General features: G+C 71.1%; 16 protein-coding genes. 10 read left to right on the plus strand and 6 right to left on the minus strand.

The features are described 5' to 3' along the window. Nucleotides 1–39 precede the first annotated feature (39 nt). From pilB to VFE05_11340, 3 genes are all read right to left on the minus strand, one after another. On the minus strand, nt 40–1,749 hold the full coding sequence (pilB, locus tag VFE05_11330; protein HET6230651.1) for a type IV-A pilus assembly ATPase PilB: 1,710 nt from the start codon (nt 1,747–1,749) through the stop codon (nt 40–42). Between the two features lie 100 nt (nt 1,750–1,849). After that, a complete protein-coding gene (locus VFE05_11335; protein HET6230652.1) occupies nt 1,850–2,647 on the minus strand; it encodes a helix-hairpin-helix domain-containing protein in 798 nt (265 codons plus the stop codon). Nucleotides 2,648–2,650: 3 nt separating this feature from the next. Next, the gene (locus VFE05_11340) at nt 2,651–3,544 is read right to left on the minus strand and encodes a M28 family peptidase (protein HET6230653.1); all 894 of its coding nucleotides are present in this window, start codon (nt 3,542–3,544) and stop codon (nt 2,651–2,653) included. 159 nt (nt 3,545–3,703) lie between these two features. On the opposite strand from VFE05_11340, the gene VFE05_11345 reads away from it, so the two are divergent. The 4 genes from VFE05_11345 to VFE05_11360 all read left to right on the plus strand — a co-directional run bounded on the left by VFE05_11345 (nt 3,704) and on the right by VFE05_11360 (nt 8,898). After that, on the plus strand, nt 3,704–5,110 hold the full coding sequence (locus tag VFE05_11345; GenBank protein ID HET6230654.1) for an LptF/LptG family permease: 1,407 nt from the start codon (nt 3,704–3,706) through the stop codon (nt 5,108–5,110). Continuing rightward, nucleotides 5,107–6,177, plus strand: a complete 1,071-nt coding sequence (locus tag VFE05_11350; GenBank protein HET6230655.1) for an LptF/LptG family permease — start codon at nt 5,107–5,109, stop codon at nt 6,175–6,177. Before VFE05_11345 ends, VFE05_11350 begins: the two co-directional genes overlap by 4 nt. A gap of 357 nt (nt 6,178–6,534) precedes the next feature. Beyond that, nucleotides 6,535–7,659, plus strand: coding sequence for a hypothetical protein (locus VFE05_11355; GenBank protein ID HET6230656.1), 1,125 nt, complete (start codon nt 6,535–6,537; stop codon nt 7,657–7,659). A gap of 360 nt (nt 7,660–8,019) precedes the next feature. Then, nucleotides 8,020–8,898, plus strand: a complete 879-nt coding sequence (locus VFE05_11360) for a DUF5715 family protein (protein HET6230657.1) — start codon at nt 8,020–8,022, stop codon at nt 8,896–8,898. Between the two features lie 75 nt (nt 8,899–8,973). Here the strand turns inward: VFE05_11360 and VFE05_11365 are convergent, their stop codons facing one another. From VFE05_11365 to VFE05_11375, 3 genes are all read right to left on the minus strand, one after another. Then, nucleotides 8,974–9,756: a DUF4440 domain-containing protein gene (locus VFE05_11365; protein ID HET6230658.1), complete on the minus strand. Its 783-nt coding sequence runs from the start codon at nt 9,754–9,756 to the stop codon at nt 8,974–8,976. A gap of 131 nt (nt 9,757–9,887) precedes the next feature. Further along, nucleotides 9,888–10,658, minus strand: coding sequence for a YdcF family protein (locus tag VFE05_11370; GenBank protein HET6230659.1), 771 nt, complete (start codon nt 10,656–10,658; stop codon nt 9,888–9,890). Further along, complete coding sequence (locus VFE05_11375) at nt 10,655–12,298, minus strand: glycosyltransferase (protein HET6230660.1); 1,644 nt, start codon at nt 12,296–12,298, stop codon at nt 10,655–10,657. The genes VFE05_11370 and VFE05_11375 overlap by 4 nt, the downstream gene beginning before the upstream one ends. Nucleotides 12,299–12,853: 555 nt before the next feature. On the opposite strand from VFE05_11375, the gene VFE05_11380 reads away from it, so the two are divergent. From VFE05_11380 to VFE05_11405, 6 genes are all read left to right on the plus strand, one after another. After that, on the plus strand, nt 12,854–14,287 hold the full coding sequence (locus VFE05_11380; GenBank protein ID HET6230661.1) for a hypothetical protein: 1,434 nt from the start codon (nt 12,854–12,856) through the stop codon (nt 14,285–14,287). A gap of 567 nt (nt 14,288–14,854) precedes the next feature. Next, a complete protein-coding gene (locus tag VFE05_11385) occupies nt 14,855–16,099 on the plus strand; it encodes an ABC transporter substrate-binding protein (GenBank protein ID HET6230662.1) in 1,245 nt (414 codons plus the stop codon). Between the two features lie 367 nt (nt 16,100–16,466). Further along, the gene (locus VFE05_11390) at nt 16,467–17,615 is read left to right on the plus strand and encodes a hypothetical protein (protein ID HET6230663.1); all 1,149 of its coding nucleotides are present in this window, start codon (nt 16,467–16,469) and stop codon (nt 17,613–17,615) included. Nucleotides 17,616–17,627: 12 nt separating this feature from the next. Next, a complete protein-coding gene (locus VFE05_11395) occupies nt 17,628–17,915 on the plus strand; it encodes a PqqD family protein (protein HET6230664.1) in 288 nt (95 codons plus the stop codon). Further along, nucleotides 17,912–18,319 carry a lasso peptide biosynthesis B2 protein gene (locus tag VFE05_11400; GenBank protein ID HET6230665.1) on the plus strand — a complete coding sequence of 136 codons (408 nt, stop codon included), beginning with the start codon at nt 17,912–17,914 and terminating at the stop codon, nt 18,317–18,319. The genes VFE05_11395 and VFE05_11400 overlap by 4 nt, the downstream gene beginning before the upstream one ends. After that, the coding region (locus VFE05_11405; protein ID HET6230666.1) for a hypothetical protein at nt 18,316–18,532 on the plus strand (217 nt) is incomplete at its 3' end. The genes VFE05_11400 and VFE05_11405, both read left to right, overlap by 4 nt.

Consider the following 18,532-nt stretch of genomic DNA (forward strand, 5'->3'; position numbering starts at 1 on the left):
GAGTTCGAGAGGCGGGGCGCCGCGCCCGTGCGGCGTGGGCTACCCGGCCGTCTCCTTCAGGACTTCTTCGAGCGTGGTGACGCCGCGCGCCACCTTCTTCATGCCGTCCATGCGCAGCGTCAGCATCCCCTCGCTGATCGCCTGGTCCTGCAGCTCGGCCGTGGAGCAGCCCTGCAGGATCATGCGGCGCAGCGTGGCCGACATCGCCATCACCTCGTACAGGCCCTGCCGGCCCTTGTAGCCCGAGCCGCCGCACGCGTCGCACCCCTTGCCGCGGTAGAAGGTGATCCCCTCCACGTCGTCGTCGGTCAGGTTGGCGGCGGCCAGGTACTCCGGCGGGTAGGTGACCGGCTCCTTGCAGCCGGAGCAGATGCGGCGCGCCAGGCGCTGCGCCGTGATCAGGTTCACGGCCGAGGCCACGTTGAACGGCTCGATCCCCATGTCGATCATGCGAGTGATCGTGCTGGGCGCGTCGTTGGTGTGCAGCGTGGAGAGCACGAGGTGGCCGGTGAGCGCCGCCTTGATGGCGATGCTGCCCGTCTCGATGTCGCGGATCTCGCCCACCATGATGATGTTGGGGTCCTGCCGCAGGAACGCCTTGAGGGCCGCGGGGAAGCTCATCCCGATCTCGGTACGGACCTGCACCTGGTTGATGCCGTGCAGGTTGTACTCGACCGGGTCCTCGGCCGTCATGATGTTGACCTCGTTCGTGTTGACCTTGCTGAGCGCGCTGTACAGCGTGGTCGTCTTGCCCGAGCCCGTGGGGCCGGTGACCAGCACCATGCCGTACGGGTTCATGATCGCCTTCATGAAGTCGGCCTCGGCCTTGGGCTCCATCCCGAACTTCTCGAGGTCGAGCGTCAGGTTGCCCTTGTCGAGGATCCGGAGCACGATCTTCTCGCCGAACAGCGTGGGCAGCGTGCTCACGCGGAAGTCGATCACGCGGCGGCCCATGCGCAGCTTGAGGCGGCCGTCCTGCGGCACGCGGCGCTCGGCGATGTTCAGGTCCGAGAGGATCTTGAAGCGCGAGATGAGCGCCGCCTTCATCTTCATGGGCGGCCGCATGATCTCGCCCAGCACGCCGTCGATGCGGTAGCGGACGCGGATGTCCTTCTCGTAGCACTCGAAGTGGATGTCCGAGGCGCCCTTCTGCACCGCGTCGGTGAGGATGCCGTTGATGAGCTTCACCACCGGGGCCTCGTCGACCTGCGCCGCCAGCGCGGTGGCGCTGATCTCGTCCTCGGTCTCGTCGACCTTCTCGATGTCCTCCTGGTCGAACTGCTTGAGCAGCTCGTTCATCCGCTCGTCGGACGACTCGTACTCGCGCTCGATGATCTTGCGGAGCGTGAAGTCGCCGGCGATCACCGGCTCGATGTCGAAGCGGGTGATGAACTTCAGGTCGTCGATGACGCCCAGGTCGGTGGGGTTGGCCATGGCCACCGTGAGCGTGCGGCCCACGCGGCGCAGCGCCAGCACCTGGTGCTTCACCGCCACCTCGGCGGGGACCAGCTTGAGGATCTTGGGGTCCAGCTTCACCCGCTCTAGGTCCACCGCCGGCACGCGGTGCTGGCGCGCCAGGGCGCGCACCAGGTCCTGCTCGCCCAGGAAGCCCAGCTTCACCAGCGAGAAGCCCACGCGCGACTGGTTGGCGCGCGCGTCGTCGAGCGCCTTGTTGAGCTGCTCGCGCGTGATCAGGCCTTCGTGTACGAGCTGGTCGCCGATTCTGTCGGCAGGAGCGGCTACGGCCATGGGAGCTTCAAAGGGGCGGAAGCCCCGCGATTGCGGGGCCGGACTGCCGGATTCGGAGTGGGGGATTCACCTGGGAAGGTCGCCGCAAACACAAGGCGTGTCAAGGGGTAGCGCGCACCAGCGGGCGCAGCCGGGCCAGCTTCGCGGGCCCGATCCCGCCCACCTTCAGCAGGTCTTCGGCCGAGCGGAAGCGGCCGTTCGCGGCACGCCACGCGAGCACCTTCCCCGCCAGCGACGGCCCGATCCCCGGCAGCGCCTCCAGCTCCGCCGCCGACGCCGTGTTCAGGTCCACCGGGCCGGCGGGAACCGTCGACGGAGGCCTCGTAGAGGACGGCCGCCGGGTTGCGGGGGGCGTGGAGAGAAAGCCCCGCATCGTCCCCCCGTTCGCCGGTGAAGACGACGGGGAGCGCGGTGAGGTCACGGCGGGGGATGAGGGGGGAGCGGCAGGGAGGGTGAGATGCGGGGCCATCTGCGCCAGGACCCGGGGCCCGACACCGGAGACGGAGTCCAGGTCCGCGAGCGTGCGGAAGCGCCCGCGCGCCTTCCGCGCCTGCACGATGCGCTCGGCCAGCGCGTGGCCCACACCGGGAAGGCGGTCCAGCTCGTCGGCCGTGGCCGTGTTCGGGTCCAGCTTCTCGCCGGCCGCGAGCGGTGTGGAGCGCGCCTTGTCCTGTTCCGTCTTCCGCTTCACCCTGCCTTGCATCCCGTCGAGGCCACTCATCCCGTCCACTAGGTCGGACGACGCGCCTCCCGGTGCGCCGGACGACAGCGCGTCGGTCGAGTAGAGGGCGGGAGTGAGCGTGGAAGTGCGGTGGCCGAGGGCGCGGGCTCCCGCACCGGCGGCGAGGAGGAGGGCGACGACGCCCAGCGCGAGGCGCTCCTGCGAGGTGGCGGGCATGGGTCAGCCCCCGGAGTAGACGAGGTCCGCCATCACGTCGGCCACCATCTTCATGGTCTGGCGGCTCACGTTGGCGGGAAGGTCGTCGCCCGTGTGCCAGAACGAGTTGCCGGGGCCGTAGTCCAGGTCGATCACCAGCACGCTGGGGATGCCGGCGGCGATCAGCGGCAGGTGGTCGTCGGTGATCTCCCCGCCCACCGTGTCCGGGAAAGCGGCGCCGTGGCCCGCCGTCTTCGCCAGCGACCAGATGCGGCGCACCGCCTGCGGGGCCGACCTCTGCGACGCCGTCTCCACCGGGAACCGCGCCTCCACGTCGGCCACCATGTCCAGCACCACGGCGTAGCGCGGGCGCGGGCCTTCCGGGAGATGCGCGGCAAACCAGCGGGAGCCCAGGTACATGTCCTCGTCCCCCGGCCCGTAGTCCTCGCCGTCGGTGAAGAGCAGGTCCACGCCGATGGGCGGCGCCTGCTCGCGGAAGAGGTCGGCCAGCTGCATCAGCACCGCGGTGCCGCTCGCGCCGTCGTTGGCGCCGGGCACCGGCAGGTTGCGGCGCTCCGGGTCCTGCTCGCCGTCCGCGTGCGGGCGCGTGTCCCAGTGCGCGACCAGGAGGATGCGGTCCTTCGCCTGCGGGTTGAAGCGCGCGAAGACGTTCTCCAGCCGCAGCGTGCGCCCCTGCGCCGTCACGTGGGTGAAGGGCTGGGAGGTGACCTGCCCGCCGTCGGTGTGCAGCCGGTCCTTGAGCCACCCCAGTTCCTGCGTATGGCCGCGCGTGCCCGCGTACCGCGGCCCGAACGCCGTCTGGTCGGTAAGGAACGACCAGAGCTGCCCCGCGTTGGTGTCCGGCCGCGCGGGCTGCCCGTCGGCCCTGGCGCACGCAGCGAGGAGCGCCGCCGCCACGAGGGCCGCGGCGCGGGAACGAGCCCTGCGTGGGGAAGGTATCACCGGTCTCTCAGGAGGATGGGGGCGCGGAAGGGGGCCGCTGCGGCTTGTACTGCAGTGCGGCCCCAAATATACTAGACCCGTGTTTTCGCCCCAGCAAGTCCCTGCCGGAAAGCCATGAAGATCCTTACGCGGTACCTGCTGCGGGCGCACGTGGGCCCGTTTTTGTTTGCCTTCGTGGCGCTCACCGGGGTGATCCTGATCAACACCCTGGCGCGCCGGCTGGCCGACCTGGCCGGCAAGGGCCTGCCCACCAACGTGGTGCTGGAGTTCTTCGTGCTGGCGGTGCCCGCCACCGTGGCGCTCACCTTCCCCATGGCCGTGCTCGTCTCGGTCCTCTACACCTTCTCGCAGTTCACGGCCGAGAACGAGATCACGGCGCTCAAGGCCAGCGGCGTGGACCTCAAGCAGCTCCTGCTCCCGCTGCTGGCCGCGGCGACCATCATCGCCGCGTTCATGGTCTGGTTCAACGACCGCGTACTGCCCGAGGCGAACCACCGCTGGTCCAGCCTCTGGAGCGACATCGCCCGCAAGACGCCCACGCTGGTGCTCCAGGCGCAGACGGTGAACCGCATCCCCTCGTCCGACGGCCGTTCGTACTACATGCGGGCGAGCCGGATCGACCCGGCCACGAACCGCATGTGGGACGTGACCATCTACGACGTGAGCGACCCCAACCGCGCGCGCACGATCTACGCGGACTCGGGCATCACCATGTTCAACGCCACGCACACCGACCTGGTGCTGCGCCTGTACGACGGGCACCTGCGCGAGGCCAGCATCGGCAACCCGGCCGAGTTCCAGCAGCTGGGCTTCCGCGAGCAGGTGCTGCCCATCCCCGGCGTGGGCACCACCCTCAGCATCGGCGACGACGACGGGGGCTACCGCGGCGACCGCGAGATGACCATCGCCATGCTGCGGGCGCACATGGACACGCTCACGCGCGACCGCGGCCGGGTGCAGACCGATACGCGCAAGGCGGCCATGGAGGACCTGGAGTACGCCCTGAAGGGCGGCCGCCGCGGCGTGGTCACGCTCCCCGCGAACGGCCCGCCCCCGCTCAGCGTCGCCGAGCGCACGCGGCAGACGGCGCTCACGCTGGCGGGCGACCAGCAGATGGTGTCCAACACGCGCCGCGACATCCGCTCGTTCGACGTGGAGGTGCAGAAGAAGTACTCCATCGCCATCGCCACGCTGGTCTTCGTGATCATCGGCGCGCCGCTGGCCCTGCGCTTCCCCGGCGGCGGCATCGGGATGGTGATCGCCTCCAGCCTGCTCATCTTCTCGCTGTACTACATCGGCCTCATCGGCGGAGAGGCGCTGGCGGACGCGGGGCACGCGTCGCCCATCGTGGCGATGTGGATCATGAACGCGCTGATGACGGTGCTGGGCTTGTTCGGGATAACCAAGATGGGACGCGAGACGTCGACCGCCCGCGGCGGCGGCGGGCTCGCGGCCATCGCCCAGGCGGCGCGGGAGTGGATCGCGTCGCCGTGGTTCCGGCGGCAGGGGGAGGGCGCATGAAGCTGCTGGACCGCTACGTGGTGCGGCAGTACCTGCGCACCTTCGTGATGCTGGTGCTGGGCATCCCCCTGCTCTTCATCATCGGCGACGTCACCGACAACATTGACAAGTACCTGGAGCGCGGCATCCCCATGGGGCGCCTCGCCTTGTCGTACGTGTACCAGATGCCGCTCTTCATCCAGTACGCCTTCCCCATCGCCGCGCTGGTGGCGACGGTGTTCACCATCGGCGGGATGACGCGGCACCAGGAGATCTCGGCGGCCAAGGCGGGCGGCGTCTCGTTCTACCGCATCATCCTGCCCATCGTGGGGCTCTCCATCGTGCTGAGCATGGCGGCGCTGGGCCTGGGCGAGCTGACGCCCATCACGCTGCAGAAGCGCGCGGAGCTGATCGGGTCGAAGAAGAACACCGAGTCCACCGGCCGCAGCAACTTCGTCTACCAGACGGAGGGCGAAGGGGTGATGACGGTGCGCCGCATCGACACCACGGAGGGGCAGATGAACGGCATCGTGCTGGAGCGCAACGCCTCGCGCACGGGCGCCGGCCTGCACCGGATGGCGGACGAGGCGCACTGGACCCCCGCGCGCGGCTGGATCTTGCGGCGCGGCTACGTGCGCCGCCTGGCCGCCGGCGGCGCCGAGGAAACCTTCGCGTTCGACTCCATGCGCGTGCCCGGCCTGCGCGAGACGCCGGACGAGCTGCTGGCGGAGCCTAAGGACCCCACGGAGATGGGGTACGCCGACATCTCGCGTTTCATCGGCGCGGTGGAGCGCTCGGGCGGCGACGCGAACTCGCTCAAGGTGGAGCTGGCGCAGAAGGTCGCGCTGCCGTGCGCGGTATTCATCATCGTGCTCTTCGGGGCCCCGCTGGCCACCAGCTCGCAGCGCGGCGGCACGGCGTTCGGCATCGGCATCAGCCTGGGCGTGACCATCCTGTACATGCTGATGTTCCGCGTGGGCAAGGCCGTGGGCAGCAGCGGCAGCGTGGACCCGCAGCTCGCGGCCTGGGCGCCCAACGTGCTCTTCCTCGTCGCCGGCCTCTGGCTCATGTCGCGAACGCGGACGTAGGCGGGCGGGAGCGACGCAGCGATCCGAGAGCGGCCACCAGCCACGCTGGGGCCGCTCTTTCGGTTCTGGGGAGGCGGGGGCCCATCACCGCGGTTCGGCCCGTGGCGGGCATGGGACGTTCGCGACGGGGCTCGAGGGATCACAGCGTCCTGTGGATGCGGCTACACCGCAGCCCAGCATGCGAGCCATACGGGACAGAACAGCACAGCCCCTTGGACTGCAACGTCGCTGCTACGGGGAAACGGCACGCTTGACTATTCTCCTTTAACGCCCAAAGTTGTGAAAACATCCGGCGCGCTCAATCTCGACCTCCGTAGATGGGGCGCCACCTTCCTCATTCTCCCTCAGGAAATCCCAATGATCCGCCACCCTCAGACCCGGCTCAGCACGATCGCCGCATGCGCGCTCGCAGCGGCGTTGGGCACCGCCTGCTCCGACACCGTCACCGGCCCCGCAGCGCGGCCCCGCTCTTCGTACGTCACCGGTATCGCCGTCCAGCAGCGATGCCTGAGCCCGGCTACGTCCGACCCGACGTTCTACGACGGCTACTTGTACCCGCAGGACGTCCAATATCTGGAGTGCCTGCCCATCGATCCGCCGCCGCTGATTCCCATCGGAGACCGGCCCGTGTTCTACGATGGCGCATCCGTGGAGGCGACGGTCGAGACTCGCAACGACGCGCCCATCGAGACGCTCGTTCAGTACGAGCAGGGGCAGGGCTACCAGTCTCTCCGCGCGTACCTCGACTCGAACGAGTGGACGGAGGCTACCGCGGCGGCGGGGGGAGACGGTGAGGCCGCGACGGGCAGCGAGGGCATCGCCCAGGCCAATGACGGGGTGACCCGCGACGACTTCGACTTCGGCGACGGAATCCTCTCGCTGCTCAACAACCGCGGCGAGATCCAGGTGGGCGACACCGTCTACAAGCTCACCCGCGACAACGCCTACGCAGTTCACGTCAGAGACCTGGCGCTGCTTCGTGAGCTCGTGCCCACCCTCAGCTCCCCGGCCCCGGCGCCAGACTACCGCATCGTGGCGCAGCCGGTGGAGACCACCGCGACGGGGGACTCGCTCCAGCCGGCGCTCGCGCGCACTGCCGGGGTCGAAACCGGCTTCTCCCTCGGCTTCACGACCGACCACTGCACCTGGCAGAACGGGTCGCGCCGCATGAAGGGCAAGTCGTACATCACAAGCGCGTTCTTCTACTCCGAGGCAGGCGTAAGGACGGACTGGGAGCGCAAGAAGCTCTTCTGGTGGTCGAACACGTGGCAGTCGGGCACCCTCGAGTACGCCTACAGCACGGCCAGCCTGCGCCTTGGGAACAACTACATCTTCCCCACTAGCGGGAGCGGCTTTCAGACCGGCACCTCGAGCGTGCACAAGGTCATCAAGTCAGGCTGGTTCAAGCAGATCCGCGGCACGATCAACGGGACGCATACATCGTCCATCGGCCAGTGCTATACGCGCGTGACGCGGAACTGAGGCACCCGTTCCGCCTGGGCAGCTAACGCGGCGCTCGCCGAAATCCGTGCCCGGCTTAAGTCGCTCCCAGCGCGACCTGGGCGAGGTGCTGGATGCCGCAGCCCGCCAGCATTGCCGCGGGGGGAACGGCTGAACACCACGTGTCAGCACTCACACACCGAAGTGGGCGGACGACGACAACCCCGCCCGACGTGACTCGGGCTTCAGCACCAGGGCGGCGGCATTGAAGACGATGCCGTCGCCTTCGTTCTTTCCTGCGACTGCTTCGGTCCTCGACCGCATCTCACCGCGACGACGTACGCGTGGCATGCATCTGGCCCCTGCCGCCGGCTTTCGGTGTGAAAGCGACGAACGGGGAAGATGATGCGCAAGATGCAATGGTGTATTGCTTTGGGGATGGTGGCGCTGCTCGGCGTTGCCGGGTGCTCCGGAGGAAGCGAGCGCGCGGCGGCCGAGGGAGGCGCGGCCGAGGCTCGCGCACAAGCTCAAGCCGCTCCCGCGGCGCCAGCGCCCCCTCCGCCGCCCAAGGCGCTCACGTTGAAGGATTCGGCGGTGGTGCGGTCGGCGTTGGCGGCGCGGCGCGACTCGGTGGAGGCGGCGTTCGCGCGGGGGAGGCCGCTGGGCGCGAGCGAGGTCGCGGGGCTCCGGCAGGACGTGAACGCGGAGCAGATCGCGACGGCGCGGAAGCTGGGCATCACCCCATCTTCCGACGCGCAGATCAGGCAGCTTCTGCGGCAAGGCACGCTCGTGGAGCTGGGCGACAGCACGCCGTTCTGGGTGCTGCGCGACATGGACCACTCGGTGCCGTACGTGACGCCGGATGCGCGGGGGATGCTCATGGAGCTGGGCCGCCGCTTCCAGGCGCGGCTCGCGAAGCTGGGCCTGCCGCCGTACCGCATGAAGGTCACGTCGGCGCTGCGGACTGACGAGAGCCAGGCAGACCTGCGCAAGATCAACTCGTACGCCTCGCGCACGGTGAGCGCGCACGAATTCGGCACTACGATGGACGTGTCGCACGAGCGCTTCGCGGTGCCCGCGGACCCGCGCCCGGAGGCGCCACCCGAGCTGCGGATGGAGAGGAAGATGCTGGAGGAGGTGGGGAAGGAGCACTCGAAGGTGCTCCAGGCGGAGCTGGGCCGCGCCATCGCCGAGATGCGCGACGAGCATGCGCTGCACGTGATGATGGAGAACCTGCAGCCCGTCTACCACATGACCGTCGCGCGGCCGTTCCCCCGCTGAGCGCGGCGGCGGACGGCCCGTCCAGATGCGGATCGGCTGTTCGATGACGGCTTCGGGAGATGAGTCGCGGTGCGCTCAGGGCACGCGCGGGAACGTCTCGATGCCGCCAGGCCGCAGGCGGTTGAGCGCGGTGACCGCGCCCGTCGCATCGCGCGTGAACACCATCCGCACCACGCCGTTCGCGGGCGAGAGGCGCGTGAACTCGAACGTCGCCGGCCCGACTGGCTCCAGCGGAATCGCGGTTCCCGACGGCTCGACGAGCGACAGCGCCGAGTCGCCGGCTGCGACCACGCGGAGGAGCCCGCCGCGCGGCGTCCGGTAGCTGCCTGCGTAGTGCGCGAGCGGCCCCGCGACCGCAACCGATACGCGCGGCGAGAACACGGCCTCGCGGGTGCTCTGGGCCATCGACATCTCCCACGCGCCGCCGCGCCGCGTGAGCAGCGTCAGATACCGATACCGCTGCACCTCCACACCCACGCTCTCCGCCAGCACGCTGGTGACCACGGCGACTCCGGGCGCGGGCCGCCTCACCGCCTCTTCCGACCAGTCGAGCCGCATCTGCCCGCCGGTGCTGTGGCTCGCGGACTCGGCGATCAGATCCGCGCGGTCGTACGTGCGCCCGCTGCTGAGCGTGAGCGACGCGTCGGAGGCCGTGTGGGCGCGCAGGTAGCCCGTGTCCGCCAGCGTGAACGCCCGCCACCACGCGCGCTGCGCCGCCACCGCATCCCGCTCTCCTGCGGACGCCGACGAGGCCGCGGACCGTGGCCCATCCACCGGACCAGCGACGGTAGACGCGGCGCACGCGGAGAGGACGAGCGCGAGCGGTGCGGCGGCGAAGGCCGTGAATCCACGCATCATTGGTGTGCTCCGGAGATGGGAAGGCAAGGGCGTGATCGGGAGATGCGGACGCGCCGCGATGCTGCGAGCACGCACCGCCACACATCTCCCGAGATGCCGGAGAGGTGACGAGGGACCGGAAGGCCCGATGTCTAGCGCCGGCTGGGGCCCACGCCGCGGCGTTCGCCGAGCCCGCGGCGCTCGGTGCGTCCGTTCCAGCCGCCGGGGGCGGCGCTGGTGAGCCAGTGCTGCGTGCCCGCGGCGCGGTTAATCTCGTCGATGGCGGCCAGGCGGCGGCGCATCTCCTCGTGCGTGAGCAGCGGAGCGTCGGCATAGCCGGGGTGCTCCTGGCTCATCAGGCGGTCGATGGCGTGCTCGTCCGCATCTTCCAGCGCCTCCAGCCACTCGTTCAGGAAGATGGTGATCTTGCACTCCTCGAGCGCGCGGACGATCAGTTCGTGCGGCGACAGGCCGGACGCGGCGGCCATGAACGAGAAGTCGTAGCCGGGGCCCAGGATCTTCCGGAACACCCACGCCGCCCGCGACATGTGGAAGTCCGACGTGACCACGCGGATGGAGCGCCACCCGTTCGGCTCCAGGAACTGCTCGCGGACGAAGTAGGCGTTGCCCAGCGTGTCCTTCGCCTCCTCCTCCAGCAGCAGCGCCTCGTCCGGCAGGCCCATGCCGCGCGCCATCTCCGCCATCGCGGCGGCCTCCGTGACGGGCGGGTCGTCGTCCATCAGCCCGCAGCGGCCCGTGAAGATGATGCGCGGGGCGATGCCGCGGCGGTACAGCTCCACCGCGCGGTGCACGCGCGTCCGCCCCACCACGGGCAGCGTGCCGTCTGGCTTCACGCCGCCCCCCAGCACCACGATCGCGTCCGACGGATACGCGGCGCGGGCCTCCCGTTCCTCCAGGCTCAAAGCGCTTCCAGCTCCCGGTGCAGCGTGCGCGCTACGCTGGTCCAGTCGAACCGCTCGCGCGCCACGCGGTACAGCGTCTCCTTGTGCTTCTCGCCCATGTCCAGCGCGGCCGGCACCCGCCGCACGATGTCGGCGACGGTGCGGTCCGCCGCGGGGTCCAGCTTCATCGCGTCGCCCTCGCCCGGCGGCAGGCTCTCGGCCACGGAGTCGATGCTGGCCTTCATCCCCGCGAAGTAGGTGCCCAGCGGGAAGGTGCCGGACGCGAGCGCCTCCAGGAAGACGAGCGGTCCCGCCTCCTTCACCACCGACGGGAAGACCGCCGCGTCGCAGCACGGAAAAAGGAAGCGAAGCTCCCGGTGCGTCAAGTAGCCTGTGAAGACGACGCGCTCGGGCCGCACGTGCTCGCGCGCGGCGGCGAAGTACGCGCCGGTCTCGCCGCGGGCCTCCACCTGCTCCAGGAAACGGGCGGCCTGCGTCAGCTCCGTGCCCTCCGCCTCGCCCTCGGGGGCGCCCTCCAGCTCGCGGCCCCACGCCACGATCTCCGCCACCAGCGCGCGCTCGCCGTGCTCCAGCGCCCACAGCAACGCCTCAAGCGGTCGGCGCAGCGGCCCGTGGCCGACCACTACGAGGCGGAGGTCGGGGCGTTCACGGAGGATGAACGGCAGGGCGACGATCACACCCTGGATGCCTTTCGTGGAGATCAGCCGTCCCACGAACAGCAGCGTGGCGTCGCTCTCCCACTGCACGGCATCCAGCTTCGCCTCCACGTCCGCGTCGGGCGCCTTGCCGTCGTACGCCGGCTCGTCCGCCAGCACCTCGCGCAGCTCGTCCAGGCGCATGTCCCCGCGCAGGCGGGCGAGCATGGGCGCGGAGTGGCCGGGGGCGCGGCCCCGCGGCGTGTCCGCGAGGGCGGCGGCCATGCGCGCGACCATCTCGCGGCGGCCGGAGCGGGGGATGGGCTGGAACTGGCTGGTGTCCACGCCCAGGTGCAGGTCCATGAACTTCGCTTCCAGCCCCGGCACCGCGCCCAGGATGGACCGCACCCGCTCCCGCATCTCCTCGCCGTGCACGAACACGATGGACGCGTCGGCGAAGGCGCTCACGGCCATGCGGTGGAAGCGCTCCTGCCGCTTGACCGCGAACTCCAGCGCGCTGCCGTGCGGCATGACGGAGAACGGCACCCCCGTCTCCGCCCTCACCCGCTGCGCGACGACGGACATCAGCACCGCGTGGTTGGCGTGGATCGCCGTGATCCCCTCGTCGCGGACGATGCGGAGGAGGGCGCGCGTGTTCCGCTCCACGTAGTCCTCCACCTCCTCGTCGGAGAGGTCCACCATGGGCACCACGCGGCCGAACTGTTCGTACCTGTCCCACACGTACACGGGCAGCGTGTCGCCCAGGTCCGGCTGGTGGAGGATGCAGCGGCCGGGCGTGGACGGCTCGGCACGGTACTGCGTCTCCACCGCGCCGTCCGGGAGATACCGCCGCGCCTCGGCGATGAAGCCGTAGCGCTCCGGGTGGTTCTCCTGCGCCATCAGGTGCACCGTCTCGCCCTGGCGGCACAGCGACTCCACGATGGAGCGCGTCCACAGGTTGCTGCCGGAGCCTTCGAGCAGATAGCCGTGCAGGATGCAGATCATGGGACCTCGTGGCGGCGGGAAGCTTGCGCCATCTCGCAATCCCCCGGCCACGGGCCTGTACCGAGCGTTCTTCATCGACCGACCGAAAGATGCGTCGCCGCGGCCTCGCCCTGTCGCGTGGACGCGCGGGCTACGGCGGCGCGAAGCCCTGTCGTGGACTGCTTCTGGAGATGTCTACTCGGCGAGCGGACGGAGTGATCGAGAGGTGGTCAAGCCCGCCCACAAGATCAGGACGATATCGGCGGCTGCGCACCTACCGTGATTTCCTTCATCCTCTGATCGCACTACGCGCTCGGCGACTTCGGCGGTGCGATGGACGGAAAGAAGCGTGCGGCATGGCTGATCGTCTACCGTCATACCAGCGTGTTCTCGGCAATGGGAAGACGCCTGGAGAGCGCGGGAGCGTGGCAGGCGCGCAACACTTCCGAACACGCGGAAGTACATGGGACACAATACGTTCCGCTGCCTCGGAAACAGTTGCGGAGAAGGCCTTTCGTCGTTAACGTAATGCGCGGTCCCCGCCCCATCTCGCCCTCATTCGAAGAGCGGTCCCACTTGATCACTGACGCCCGCCCCAGCCGGGGCTTGCTGCGCCTGGCGCTGCCCATGGCCGCGCTCGCGCTTTTTGCCGCCTGCTCCGACGCGGGCACGCTGCCGTCCGCCCCCGGCACGCCGGGCCAGCCGCCTGTGTCCGTGCCGGCATCGCCCTCGTTCGCCGTCCTGGAGTGCACCGCGAGCGTGGCCGCCCGCATGGTCCGCTGCGGCGCGCCGGGCACCGCTGCCGGCGCCGCGCTCGACATCACGCACACCATCGGCGGTCAGGGACAGAACGTGCTCCTCGCCTCCAGCGGCGTGGCGTACGACTCGGTGGCCGAGGTGTTCAGCGCCAACGTGACCGTGCAGAACCTGCTGGTGAACCGCCTGGGCACGCCCGACGGCACCACCGTCACGGGCATCAAGGTGTTCTTCCACAGCTCGCCCACCGCCACGTCGGGCAGCGGCGTCATCTCGGTGGCGAACGCGGACGGCACGGGCACCTTCACCGGCGGCGGGCAGCCGTACTTCGACTATCCCGAGATCCTGGCGTACCAGGCCGTGTCGCAGGCGCACCAGTGGCGCTTCAACGTGCCCAAGACGGTGGGCACCTTCGGGTTCCGCGTGCTGCTGCAGACCAAGGCGCTGCCCGTGGTGGTGTTCGACCGCGTGACCGGCGGCAACCGCGACATCTGGCGCGTGGCGCTGGACGGCAGCGACCTGGTGCGCATCACCAGCAACGTGGCCGACGACCAGAACCCCACCGTGGCGCAGGGCCTGGTGGTGTTCACCAGCTTCCGCGACACGGCGGCGGACCTGTACCGCATCCCCCTCACCGGCGGCGCCGAGACGCGGCTCACGCAGCAGCACGTGGACCTGCTGGACGCGGCGTACTCGTCCAACGGGCTCCGGCTGGCGTACACCAACGACGTGAGCGGCGTCTCGCGCCTGTACACGTCCAAGGCGGACGGCACGGGCGGCGCCCCGGCCACCACCGGCTCGGGGCAGATCGAGGCGGGGCCCACCTGGAAGCCGCGCGCCGACACGTCGTCCGCGCACCTGGACTCGATCGCCTTCGTCTCCACGCTCACGGGCGGGTCCGACATCTACATCGCCACGCCGGGCGGAGCGGCCACGCTGCTGGTGGGCGGCCCCAACGCCGAGGTGGAGCCCGCGTGGAGCCCAGACGGCACGCAGGTGGCCTTCGTCTCGGACCGCACGGGCGACACCGAGATCTTCACCGTGAACGTGTCCACCGGCGTGGTCACGCGCCTCACCAACCGCGCGGGCACCGACAACGGCCCCGCCTGGCTGGCCGACGGGCGCCTGGTGTACACCGCCTGGGTGGGCTCCACGCCGCACCTGGAGTGGCTGGACCCGGCCGCGCCGGCCACCACGCACGTGATCCCCACGGGCACGGGCGCGGCGCAGCGGGCGTCGGTGGTCCAGTTCTGAGGAGCTGATCTCTGGCCGCGGCTTCGCGATTCCGACAGGGTTTCGCGGGGCCGCTCCGGAGCCGGGCGGCGATACAGCCTGCCGCCCGGCTCCTGCGCGGGGGCGGTGAGCCTCCTCCTCCGGCCAACGGTACTGCTGTTGGCCTATGTCCGGGGTCTCCCCGCCCGCGGAGCGAGCCTGCCGGGTGCCGCCTGAACCGCGGCACCCGGCATTCTCGCTCCGCTTCAGCTTTATGGGGGTACGGCGGAACGGCGTCTTCCGGGTCCTCCCATTGCGCCGGGCTCGTACGGCGCTGACCTTGTCCGCGCATCCATCCGCCGCACGGACGCACCCGTCCGGAATCCCATCTCCCGTCCAGCCCCGCATCCCACCTGACACGCGCCCCACATCCACCTCCGCGACGGACGCACGAGCGCGCCGCATCGCGGCAGCGCGTCGTTCGCCACAGCGGAGCCGGCCCGCTGGTCGCCCTCCGCTTTCGGACCGCGGCGTGACGGGTTCGGCCGATGCACGACGGTGCCGTCCGGCGGCCGTCGATCTCCACCTCAAGGTGAAACGAAGAACCGAATGATGACCAGGCGAACGGCCGTGCGACTCACCCTGGCCGTGCTGGCCGCGGCGCTCCCCCTGGCCGCCACGGCGTGCGACGGGAGCGGCACCGGTGCGGACAGCGCGCGCGACGTGACCATCGGCGGCGTGTTCTCGCTCACCGGCAACTGGGCCACGCTGGGCGTCACCAGCAAGGCCGCCATGGAGCTGGCGGTCGAGGACGTGAACGCCTACGCGGCGGGGCGCGGCATCCACTTCGTGGCGCGGGTGGAGGACACGAAGCTCGACCCCGCGACGGCGCTGGCGAAGGTCCAGGCGCTGCACGGCGCGGGCGTGCAGGTGGTGGTGGGGCCGCAGTCCAGCGCGGAGCTCGCCGCAATCAAGCCGTACGTGGACGCGAACGCCATGCTGGTGGTGAGCCAGTCCAGCACGGCGGGCAGCCTCGCGGTAGCGGGCGACGGCATCTTCCGCTTCACGCCGTCGGACAGCCTGGAAGGCGTGGCGGTCTCGGCGCTGATGTGGGACGACGGGATCCGCGCCGTGGTGCCCATCTGGCGCGCCGACGCGGGCAACCAGGGGCTGCACACGGCCACGGCGGCGCGCTTCGCGTCGGCCGGCGGCACCGTCTCCACGGGCGTCGAGTACGCCGCGACGGCGACGGCGTTCGCGACGCCGGTGGCCTCGCTCTCCGCCCAGGTGCACCAGGCGCTCGCGACCCATCCTGCGGGGCAGGTGGGCGTGTACTTGGCCGGCTTCGACGAGGTGGCGGACGTGTTCGCGCTCGCCGCGGCCGACCCGGAGCTGTCGTCGGTGCGCTGGTACGGCAGCGACGGCGTGGCGCTCAGCGCGGCCGTCCTCGCCCGCCCCGCCGCCGTGGCGTTCTCCGAGCGGGTGGGCTTCCCCAACCCCGTGTTCGGCCTGGATCCCACCGCGCAGGACCGCTGGAAGCCGGTGGCCGATCGCATCCGCGCGCGGGCCGGGCAGGAGCCCGACGCGTTCGCGCTGGGCGTGTACGACGCGGTGTGGGTGGCGGCGATGGCGTACCTGGCCTCGCCCGCGCACCCGAGCGCGGCGGACCTGAAGACGCGTTTCGTGGCGACCGCGGGCTCGTACTACGGCGTGACCGGCTGGACGGCGCTGAACGCCGCGGGCGACCGCAAGTATGCCGACTTCGACTTCTGGGGCATCCGGGCATCCGGCTCCACGCACGCCTGGACCCGCGTCGCCTCGTACGACACCAAGCTGGGCCTGCTCAGCCGCTGAGCGGAGCGGCACAGCGGGCCCGGTGGACCTCCGTCCGCCGGGCCCGCTGCGTTCTCCCAGCCGCGTCGGCCGACTGGCATCGCGCTCGCGACGCCGTGGTAGGATGCGGACCTGCGCATCCGCGGTCCATCGCCGACGAGGCTCCGGCATCGGGACGCATCCACCGGCGCTCGGTACATCTACCGAACCTCCGCACGGCCGGCGCCCGCCTCCGCATCTCCCGACACCGACGGCCCCACGCCTCCGCATCTGCCAATGCAGCCGGATCGTCGGATGCGAGACGTGGGAAATGCTATTCCCGGCGCGGGTGGGCGGTATTAGCTTTCCGATGTTTCCACGTTCATCCCCATGCTCCCCCACCGGAACCATGAGCCTCAGCCGCACCCTGCCCCGCGCCGCCTTCCACGCCCGTGCGGCGCTCGTTGCCGCGGCGCTCGCCGTGCTCGCGGCCTGCAACGGCGGCGGCGGCACCGGCAGCGGGCCCGTGGTGGCGGTCGCCGCGGCCGGACGCCTGGAGCGCGGCGCGACCGTGACGCTCTCCGCCACGCGCGACGGCGTCGCGATCCCCCCCGCCGAGGTGACCTGGTCCGCCACCCCGGCCGACGCGGTCACGCTCACGGCAGACGGCCACGCCACGTTCCTGCGCGCCGGGAACGTCACCATCTCCGCCAGCGCGAGCGGCGACGCGGGGCACGCCGACTTCACTGTCGCCGTGCCGCCCACCGTGGTCTTCGACCGCGTGGTGAGCGGCAACCGCGACATCTGGAGCGTGTCGCTGGACGGCGGCGAGCTCACGCGCATCACCACCGACCCGGGCGACGACCAGGACCCCAGCGCGGCGCACGGGCTGGTCGCGTTCACCAGCTTCCGCGGCGGCTCGGCAGACATCTTCACCGTGCCGCTCACCGGCGGCGCGAACACGCAGCTGACCTCGGCGGCGTCGTTCGAGACGTCGCCCTCGCTCGCTCGGGACGGGACCAAGATCGCGTACACCAGCGACGTGACCGGCCTGTCGCGCGTGTGGGTGATGTCCTCCACCGGCAGCGGCGCGACGGCGGCCACGGGCAACTTCGGCCAGGCGGGAAGCATCGAGGCAGGGCCGTCGTGGAACCCCGGGGGCACCGGTATCGCATTCGTCTCAACCGCGAGCGGCGGCGCGCAGCTCTACACGGCGTCCGTCCCCGGCGGCCCGCCCGCGCAGCTCACCGGCACGACGAGCACCGCCAGCGTGGAGCCCGCGTACAGCCCGGACGGCACCCGCGTGGCCTTCACCTCGGACCGCGACGGCGACACCGAGATCTACCTGGTGACCGTCGCCACCGGCGCGGTGACGCGCGTCACCAACCGCCCGGGCGCCGACGCGCAGCCCGCGTGGCTGCCCGACGGGCGGCTGGTGTACACGGTGTTCACCGGCGGCACGCCCTCGCTGCGCTGGCTGGACCCCGCCGCGCCGGCCGACGTGCACAACATCCCCACCGGCACGGGCGACGCGCAGCGCCCGTCCGGCGTACTCTGATCGCGAGGCACCATGCCCGATGGATACCAGGTCCCCGAAGACGTGCTGGCCGCCCACCTGGCGGGCGAGGCGGTGCTGCTGGACATGGACACCAAGCAGTACTTCCGCCTGAACGCCACCGCGGCGCACGTGTGGAAGCAGCTGGAGCGCGGCCTGGACCGCCCGGCGCTGCTGGCCGACCTGTGCGCCAACTTCGAGGTGGACGAGGCGACCGCCGGCGCCGAGCTGGACCGGCTGCTGGCCGAGCTCGCCGCGCACGGCCTGGTGCGCCCCGCCCCGCCGGAGGGCGGCGCGGCGTGAGGGCCACGCCGGGCGCGGTGGCATCCGGGATCTGGGCCGCGGCCCGGGTCCCGTTCCAGCTTCGGGGCCGCGCGCTCGACGCGCTGATGGCCGCGCCCGAGCCCGCCGCCACGCCGCGCCCGGTCCCGCGCGGGGCCGTGGGCGCCGCGAACCGCATGGTCGCGGCGCTGGCGCGCGTGCCCGGCTCGCCCTGGCGGGACACCTGCCTGTACCGCAGCATCGCCGAGTGCCTGGTGCTGCGGCGCTACGGGGTTCCCGCCTTCGTGCGCATCGGCGTGCGCAACGAGAACCCGCCGCACGGGCGCATCATGGCGCACGCCTGGGTCGTCCGCGCGGGCGACGACGGGGCCCCGCCCGAGGCCACGCACAACGAGCTGCTCCACTCGCTCCTGGTGCGCGGTTGACGGCTCCCGCCCTCCCCGCTGCGGCCGAGGTGACCGCCGGCTCGCTGCGCCTGCTGCAAGACGGCTCGCTCTCCGCACACTGGGAGGCGGGCCTGCACCCGTTCATCGCCCGCTGGCTCCCCCTCCTCCCGCCGGACGAAGCGGGCACGACGGCAGATGGCGCCTCGGCCATCCGCGTCGTCCACGCATCCTCCCCCGCGCCCGCCGCGCCTT

The organism is Longimicrobiaceae bacterium (assembly GCA_035696245.1).
Classification (GTDB): domain Bacteria; phylum Gemmatimonadota; class Gemmatimonadetes; order Longimicrobiales; family Longimicrobiaceae; genus DASRQW01.